We start from the raw sequence: 9,011 nt of genomic DNA, 5'->3' as shown, positions 1-9,011 counted from the left end.
AAGGTCAAAGTTGAGCCTCAGAAGGTCAACGCATAAAAATTACCTAGAAAAAGTTTGATAAATTCCGAAATACACCTTGTATATTTAGTAGTTATTCTGTAAGCATTAGCATCTCAAAATTGAATCTTGTAATGAACCCGCAAAACAAGCCCAAGAGTTTACAAGATATTCTTAAGCAACGTCAACAATCAGGTTTTGTGGGTCGTGAAGACCAAGTAAACCAATTTCGCCAAAATCTAGCATTACCCCTGGAAGATAATCGCCGTCGTTTTCTGTATAACGTTTGGGGTCAAGGCGGGGTTGGTAAAAGTACCCTGCTGCGACAGTTTCGTAAAATTGCTGACGAAGCAAAAATTATTTCGGCTTATATCGATGAAGCTGAAAAAACTATACCAGAAGTCATGGGTCGTTTAGCTGAAGAGTTGGAACGCCAAGGTCACAAACTAACGCAGTTTACAGAACGCTACAAAGTTTACCGTCAAAAGCGCCACGAATTAGAAACCGATCCAGAAGCTCCTCAAGGCTTTTCGGCTTTTGTAGGCAAAACTGTCTTTAAAACTGGTGTGCGTCTAGCGCGTCGAGTTCCCGTTGGCGGTGCTGTATTTGACTTTGTAGATGAGGATGCTTTTGCTACCCAAGCCGGAGAATGGGCTTCTTATGTTGCAAAAAAAATAACAAATAAAGACGAAGTGCGCTTAGTTCAAGAACCTGAAGAAGTGCTGACTCCGCTATTTTTGCAAGATATTTTTAAAATTGCTGAGAAGACTGGTGTTGTTTTGTTTTTTGATACCTATGAACGCACGGGAGAATTCTTAGATAACTGGCTACGGGAAATTCTGGAGGGTCGCCACGGTGAAGTATCTCTCAATATACTGATAGCGATCGCCGGTCGGCATGAATTAGATAAAAATCATTGGGCATCTTATGAAGGGTTAATAGTTCGTTTCCCTCTAGAACCCTTTACAGAAGAAGAAGCCCAACAATATCTAACTCGCAAAGGCATTACGGACAATCGCACTATTGAAGTGATTTTGCGCCTTTCTGGAAACTTACCCCTGTTAGTAGGAATGCTAGCAGATGCTCATCCTAACGACCCTAACCAGGTAATTGAGCCTAGCAGTAGTGCTGTAGAACGCTTTTTAAAATGGATTGATGACCCCAAACGGCAACAAGTGGCGCTTGATGCTGCCATTCCTCGGTGTTTGAATCGGGATGTGATGGCCAAGTTGAGAGGAGAAGAAGAAGCGGATGAACTGTTTAGTTGGCTCAAAGAAACATCTTTTGTTAACGAGCGTACTGATGGCTGGGCTTATCATGATGTTGTGAAAACCCAAATGTTACGCCATAAGCGCCTTGCATCACCGCAAGGCTGGGCTGAGATACATGGTAAGTTGGCAGAATATTATGACAGCCTGCGGAATGATCTGCAATTGGAAGAAGAGGAAAAACAGCGCGATCCTAGCTGGCAAAGTCACACTTTAAATGTGTTGTATCACAATTTATGTCAGTCACCGCAAAGGAATTTATCTGTATCTCTCAATGAATTTCTTGCTGCACTCAAAAATCAACGCAAATTTGCCCAACAATATGCAGAAACAATGCTTCAGGCTGGTAAAGATGCGGATTCCTCTGAAGTTCAGCGTTGGGGTGAGCAATTAGCGAATGGGTTAAAAGCTTATGAGGAAAACCTTTATCAAGTTACATTAGAAATGTTTACCGCAGTTCTACAGAGTTCTAAGATTGAGGTTAAATGGCAATCAATTGCTTTAGGTTGGCGCGGGGAGATTTACCGTTTAATGAAGCGTTACGAAGAAGCTCTCCCAGATTTTGACCGCGCTATTGAACTTGACTTTAAATATGCCTGGGCGATCGCAAATCGTGGTGTAACTTACCATTTAATGAAGCGTTACACAGAAGCCCTAGAAGATTTTGACCGTTTAATTGAACTTAACCCAAAATATGACTGGGCGATTACAATTCGTGGTGTAACTTACCGTTTAATTGAACTTAACCCAAAACATGAGTGGGTAATCGCAAGTAGAGGTGAAACTTACCGTTTAATGGAGCGTTATACGCAAGCCCTCGAAGATTTTGACCGCGCGATTGAACTTAACCCTAAACTTGACTGGGCGATCGCAAGTCGCGGTCAAACTTTGCTCCAGCTTAAGCGGTACAATGAAGCTCTTGCAGATTTCAACCGCGCTATTAGCTTAAAATCTGACGATGATTGGTACTTGTACGATCGCGCTTTAAACTACCTAGCTCTTAACCAAGCAAACAAAGCACAAATTGACTTAGCACTTGCTATCAAGCTTGCTAAACAGCATTACGAAAAAGATACTAAAGACTGGCGTAACACCTTTAATTTAGCCCTTTATTATTTGGCTGCTCATTACACTCAACCAGCAGAGCAATTATATCGATATACCTTATCTCAAGGTGCTTCTTTAGAGCGTATCCGTATAGCTATCCAAGACCTAAATGACTTTTTAACCGTATTCCCTAACCATATACAGGCTACATCCATGCGACAGTTGTTGCAGTCTTCTCTAACTGACGTTGTTTAAAATAATTTGTAATTCGTAATTCAATTACTTGGGGACTTAAACCCAAACTAATTTAAGACCACCAAATCAGAGATTTTGGTGTAGTGTTCCACCAATAATTACGAATTACGAATTACGAATTAGTTTTTGTCACCAATTTACCCAGACGCTTCAATACACGCAAAACTGTATACAACTCATTCCCTGGATTGAAGATGTAGAATAAGCGAGACAAGGCATACTTTGGTGTATCTTGTTTAACCAACTTCACGAAAATAAAGCTACCGCCATTGGTAATTAATCCGTATATGGTTGCTTATAACATGCTCTCGCTAAACCCAATTGCATACAAATATTAAGCGATCGCTACTACTACTTTGCCTTGCTCATGACAAATCCTAGGCGATCGCTTAATTCAAAACTATTGCAAATACTTGGCTTAAGCCGAATGCCGAGTATTAATGGAACACACTTAATGAAGATATTATGAAGCTTTCTCATTCAAATGTCAAGATTTCGCTAATTTTTTCAGCAAAACTTAGCATTAAATATCGCCGCTTCCTTTAAATTCTCAGGCTGCGTTTCTAAACTCTTGTCACCAAAATGCTTATCCATCAAGGCCGGAACCTGTGTAGCTTGAATTCGGCTATGGCGCGTTTTATCTGGCATAACTAAGTTTGGCCCAGCTTTACAGTTCTTCATACACCCAGTGCCCTTGATTGTAACTTGGTTTTCTAAACCGCGATCGCTTAAAGCCGCCTCCAACGCCTGACAAACTGCTTTACCACCGCGTTTCATGCAATCAGATTTTTGACACACCAAAATCGTGGCTTTAGTTTTAGCTGGTTTTACCTTGGCATTATCAATAGATGGGGGTTCTTGTGGTGCAGCGATGGTTTGAACTGTCGCCATTTCAGAACGCGCCGCCATCACACGTTCAGCTTTCAGTGTAACTTTGTCTTTTTTTATATCGTATTCTTTATAACCAACAACTTGCAGCCAAGTACCTGGTGGTAAGCGCAAGTCAAAAGCAGCCCGTAAATGTTTAGCGAGTTTAATATAAGACTCACCCTCATGAGTCCCCAGCATTAAGCCTTTAAGCTTATAGCCATCTTTAATAACAAAATCTATAAATCTGCCTTCAAGGCAAAATTCTGATACTTCCATATTGTGAGATGCAGCCATTTTTTAACCTCCTTTTAATTAATACAAGCTATCAAGCAAGATATTCTCACTAGCTGAAGATTATAACTGTTGATAGCGACTTTTCCAGCAGTGCTCAAGAGTCCAAATCTGGTCTTGGCGAGAGGCTGTTAATCGCCGTATCACACTCCAAAGTTGAACAGCTGTCATAGGAGAGCCAATTTCAACTTGCAATGGCTGGTTAGCCTGACAACTACAGGGAATGTCTAACTCCTTTAGGCGTTGATAGACTTGCCAGCGATCTGCCCAATTCACCTCTACAAGGTGGCTGCTTTCTATTTCTGAACTAAACGATTTCAAGAGAATTGCCCTCAATGTGCAACAAACTTGCAGTAACTACCGCCATTTAACTTTCTGCTTTTTGAAAGTCTGAAGAGTTTAACCTCTTGAAACCAGCATACCTTAAGTGCAAACAATTCTCAGTAATTTTGAAAAAAAAATCAAATTTTTGCAGCCATCCCATATTGAAAGGGGAAGAGGCAGAGGGACAGGGAGTAGGGTACACAGGGGAAAGAGGTAATTTTAATTTTTTATTCTCTCCCTCGCTTTTTCCCCACTCCCTGCTCCTGTTAGGAAGGATGCACATTTAATCTGGCATGTCAATGATAATGAGAAAATTATGCAACTTGATGAGCGTGCCATCATCTAGCCAAGAATCAACTTGAGATTTTTAGAAAGTAAAAATACAAAATCTTGAGATGGCGAATTGGCTTGCTCTTATTATTAAAATGTTAATATGTTAAAAATAAGCAGTTAAAATCTATAACTCTTAAAAAGAGCGGAACACAATGTCTGAAACGCAAACTTTGTTACGGAATTTTGGTAATATATATGACAACCCTGTGTTGTTGGATCACAGCGTAACAGCTCCAGTGACAGAAGGATTCAACGTTGTATTAGCTAGTTTCCAGGCACTATACTTGCAGTACCAAAAGCATCATTTTGTAGTTGAAGGCTCAGAATTTTACTCTCTGCATGAGTTTTTTAACGAAAGCTACAACCAAGTACAAGACCACGTTCATGAAATTGGAGAACGTTTGGATGGACTGGGTGGTGTGCCAGTAGCGACCTTCAGCAAATTAGCAGAATTAACCTGTTTTGAACAAGAATCTGAAGGTGTATATTCTTCTCGCCAAATGGTGGAAAATGACCTAGCTGCTGAACAAGCAATCATCGGCGTAATTCGTCGTCAAGCTGCTCAGGCAGAGAGTTTAGGCGATCGGGGTACACGCTATCTGTATGAAAAGATTTTGTTGAAAACTGAGGAACGTGCATATCATTTATCTCACTTCCTCGCTAAAGACAGCTTAACTTTAGGGTTTGTCCAAGCTGCTCAAAGCTAAAACTCTCATAATCTAGATTTGTCTACCTAGACTGAAAGAAAAAGTCAGCTGCACTAACTCTTAAAATATTATAAAAAATGGCAGAGGATGGTATTCGTATCTCTCTGCCATTTTTAATCTAAGTAAATATATTTTCATAATATTTAACGTTGCAAATATTTAGCAATTAGATAGTTAACAAATATTTTTAGTTAAAAAAATTATTTATATTTAATAAGTTAAATAGGTATATGCCAGAATAAATAACCATCTGTTGCCAAATCTAATCAAATTAAATAATAAAGATTCGCAAAAACTTTAAAAATTTCAGCATCGCAATTAAATAAAATTAGAAATACAAAATAATAATTGAGTATAGGGCATTGATTCTTAATTATGCTTCCCCTGGCTCCCCCTGCTCCTCTCTCCCACTCCCCTTTGTTATCAAACTTAGAAAACTTAATAATAAAAAGCACGACAGGGCGTAAAGACCCTTAAAATAATCAGGATTTGTATTCTCGTATTCCAAGGCAACGACTATGCCCCGCCGTGACGACCTCCGGAAGATTCTACTGTTAGGCTCTGGACCAATTGTGATTGGACAAGCCTGTGAGTTTGACTACTCTGGCACTCAAGCCTGCAAAGCGCTCCGAGAAGAAGGCTATGAAGTGGTTTTGGTCAACTCCAACCCTGCAACAATTATGACCGACCCGGAAACGGCCGATCGCACTTACATTGAGCCGCTAACGCCGGAATTGGTCGAAAAAGTCATTGAGAAAGAACGCCCTGATGCTCTCCTACCAACGATGGGAGGACAAACCGCCCTCAACATCGCCGTTGCTTTAGCCAAAAACGGGGTGTTGGAAAAGTACGGCGTTGAGTTAATTGGGGCTAAACTACCAGCCATTGAAAAAGCCGAAGATCGAAAACTTTTTGGTGAAGCAATGGCAAGGATCGGAGTAGCTGTATGTCCCAGTGGCACAGCCGAATCTTTAGAAGAAGCCAAAGCTGTTGCCCGTCAAATTGGTACTTATCCCCTAATTATTCGTCCAGCTTTCACAATGGGTGGAAGTGGCGGCGGTATTGCTTACAACCAAGAAGAATTTGAAGAAATGGCACAGGTAGGTATAGATGCCAGCCCCGTTTCGCAAATTCTTATTGATCAGTCTTTACTCGGCTGGAAAGAATATGAACTCGAAGTGATGCGTGATTTGGCAGATAACGTGGTGATTATCTGCTCCATCGAAAACCTTGACCCTATGGGTATCCACACCGGAGACTCAATTACCGTCGCTCCCGCACAAACCCTCACTGATAAAGAATATCAAAGGCTGCGGGATATGGCAATCAAAATCATCCGCGAGATCGGTGTGGAAACTGGCGGTTCTAATATCCAGTTTGCTGTTAATCCGGTTAATGGGGATGTGGTTGTAATTGAGATGAACCCCCGCGTTTCCCGAAGTTCGGCTTTGTCTTCCAAAGCCACGGGTTTTCCCATTGCCAAAATGGCAGCAAAATTGGCTGTGGGCTACACCTTGGATGAAATTAAAAATGACATCACCAAGAAAACTCCCGCGTCCTTTGAGCCGACAATTGACTATGTGGTGACAAAAATTCCTCGCTTCGCCTTTGAAAAGTTCCCCGGTTCTGACCCAGTGCTGACAACCCAAATGAAATCAGTCGGGGAAGCAATGGCAATTGGACGCACATTCAACGAATCCTTCCAAAAGGCACTGCGATCGCTCGAAACCGGACGCGCTGGTTGGGGTTGCGACAAAGCCGAAAAATTACCCAGTGGCGAACAAATTCGCGCCCAACTGCGGACACCTAACCCCGATCGCATTTTCTCCGTGCGCCATGCCTTGCAACTAGGCATTAGTGCTGAGGAAATCTACGAACTGACTGGTATTGACCCGTGGTTTCTAGATAAATTTCAGCAATTGTTAGATATCGAAAAATTCCTCAAGCGGACACCGTTGCAGCAATTGACAAAAGAGCAACTTTATGAGGTGAAGCGGGACGGATATAGCGATCGCCAGATTGCTTATGCCACCAAAACTACCGAAGATGAAGTTCGCGCTTACCGCAAGTCACTAGGGATAATCCCAGTTTATAAAACCGTAGATACCTGCGCTGCTGAGTTTGAAGCGTTTACTCCCTACTACTATTCTACCTACGAAGAAGAAACAGAGGTAATGCCCGCAACCAAGCCAAAAGTATTGATTTTAGGTGGTGGTCCCAACCGCATTGGACAGGGAATTGAGTTTGATTATTGTTGTTGTCACGCCGCTTATGCTTTGAAGAAAGCGGGGTATGAGACGATTATGGTCAACTCTAACCCAGAGACAGTTTCGACAGACTACGATACCAGCGATCGCCTTTACTTTGAGCCGTTAACAAAAGAAGACGTTATTAACATCATTGAAACTGAAAATCCAGTCGGGGTGATTATCCAGTTTGGCGGACAAACACCGCTAAAGTTGGCTCTACCATTACAAGAATTTCTTAGAAATGATACTTCTGGACTGCTCACTAAAATTTGGGGTACATCGCCAGATTCCATCGACATGGCAGAAAACCGGGAGCGGTTTGAAAAAATTCTCCAACAGTTGAATATTGCCCAACCGCCTAATGGTATTGCTCGGAGTTACGAAGATGCATTGATTGTCGCCAGACGCATTGGCTATCCGGTGGTGGTGCGTCCCAGTTATGTGTTAGGGGGACGGGCGATGGAAATCGTCTATTCTGATGCTGAGTTGGAACGCTACATGACCTTTGCGGTACTAGTAGAACCAGAACATCCGATTTTGATTGATAAGTTTTTGGAAAATGCGATCGAAGTCGATGTAGATGCGATCGCCGATCATACCGGACGGGTAGTGATTAGTGGTATCATGGAACACATTGAGCAAGCAGGGATTCACTCAGGAGATTCCGCTTGTTCCTTACCTTCCATTTCCCTGTCACCAGCAGTTCTCAATCAAATTCGCACATGGACCGTGCAGCTAGCGCAAGCGCTGTCAGTCGTGGGGTTGATGAATATCCAATTTGCCGTTGTCGGCGCAAGCAGTTATTCTCCCCAAGTTTACATTTTAGAAGCTAACCCCCGCGCCTCGCGTACAGTGCCATTTGTTTCTAAAGCGACGGGCGTACAGTTGGCGAAACTAGCATCCTTAATTATGTCAGGTAAAACCTTAGAGGAGCTACACTTCACCGAGGAAGTCATTCCCACACATATTGCTGTAAAAGAAGCTGTATTACCCTTTAATAAATTCCCAGGAACTGATACAATATTGGGCCCAGAAATGCGATCCACTGGTGAGGTGATGGGGATTGATAGCGACTTTGGCCGTGCCTTTGCCAAAGCGGAAATGGGTGCTGGGGAGCGTTTACCACTAAGTGGAACTGTATTTGTATCAATGAGCGATCGCGATAAAGCTGCTGCCAGTGGTGTGGTGAAGGAATTTATCGATTTGGGCTTTACAGTGATGGCTACCCTTGGTACACGGCGAGTTCTTCTCGAACAGGGGTTAAATATTGAATTAGTGTTAAAACTCCATGAAGGCCGTCCCCACGTCCTAGATGCAATCAAAAACCAGAAAATCCAACTTATTATCAACACACCTTCAGGAGAAGAAGCTCACACTGATGCTAGGTTAATCCGTCGCACAGCCTTAGCTTACAAAATCCCCATAATTACTACCATCGCCGGTGCGAAAGCTACTGTCGCCGCCATCCGTTCTTTACAAAATACGACTTTGGACGTAAAAACCATTCAAGAGTATTGCCCGATTACGAGGGAGTAGGGACTGGGATTGGGGAGTCGGGGAAAATGAAGAAGCAGGGGAGCAGGGAGCAGGGAGCACAGGGGAGAAAGAAAAGAGAAATTGGGGCAGGGTGCGCTTTGCTGGGGAGAAAGTTTCCCCTTTTCCCCCTGCCC

Annotated in this window: 5 protein-coding genes and 1 pseudogene; 3 read left to right on the top strand and 3 right to left on the bottom strand. The window is 42.6% G+C overall.

Annotated elements, in window-relative coordinates:
* Positions 1-131 precede the first annotated feature (131 nt).
* Positions 132-2,567: a tetratricopeptide repeat protein gene (locus ACFE90_RS32310; protein ID WP_375506404.1), complete on the top strand. Its 2,436-nt coding sequence runs from the start codon at positions 132-134 to the stop codon at positions 2,565-2,567.
* A 112-nt stretch (positions 2,568-2,679) separates the two neighbouring features.
* Here ACFE90_RS32310 and ACFE90_RS32305 read toward each other — a convergent pair.
* The 3 genes and pseudogenes from ACFE90_RS32305 to ACFE90_RS32295 form a co-directional block, all read right to left on the bottom strand.
* Positions 2,680-2,856, bottom strand: a pseudogene (locus ACFE90_RS32305) (restriction endonuclease subunit R); the annotation flags it as partial.
* Positions 2,857-3,074: 218 nt separating this feature from the next.
* Positions 3,075-3,731 carry a (2Fe-2S) ferredoxin domain-containing protein gene (locus tag ACFE90_RS32300; protein ID WP_375506403.1) on the bottom strand — a complete coding sequence of 219 codons (657 nt, stop codon included), beginning with the start codon at positions 3,729-3,731 and terminating at the stop codon, positions 3,075-3,077.
* Positions 3,732-3,791: 60 nt separating this feature from the next.
* Positions 3,792-4,049, bottom strand: coding sequence for an Asr1405/Asl0597 family protein (locus ACFE90_RS32295; RefSeq protein ID WP_375506402.1), 258 nt, complete (start codon positions 4,047-4,049; stop codon positions 3,792-3,794).
* Between the two features lie 488 nt (positions 4,050-4,537).
* Between ACFE90_RS32295 and ACFE90_RS32290 the strand changes: the two genes are divergently transcribed.
* Together ACFE90_RS32290 and carB are read left to right on the top strand one after the other, a co-directional pair.
* Positions 4,538-5,092 carry a Dps family protein gene (locus ACFE90_RS32290; RefSeq protein ID WP_375506401.1) on the top strand — a complete coding sequence of 185 codons (555 nt, stop codon included), beginning with the start codon at positions 4,538-4,540 and terminating at the stop codon, positions 5,090-5,092.
* A gap of 518 nt (positions 5,093-5,610) precedes the next feature.
* Entirely contained in the window at positions 5,611-8,877 is a 3,267-nt protein-coding gene (carB, locus tag ACFE90_RS32285) for a carbamoyl-phosphate synthase large subunit (RefSeq protein ID WP_375506400.1), read from the top strand.
* Positions 8,878-9,011 lie beyond the last annotated feature (134 nt).

Origin of the sequence: uncultured Nostoc sp. (assembly GCF_964245445.1) — a bacterium.
Taxonomy (GTDB): domain Bacteria; phylum Cyanobacteriota; class Cyanobacteriia; order Cyanobacteriales; family Nostocaceae; genus Nostoc.
Note: the sequence above shows the minus strand (reverse complement) of the source record. Positions and strands in the feature narration are given on the sequence as shown.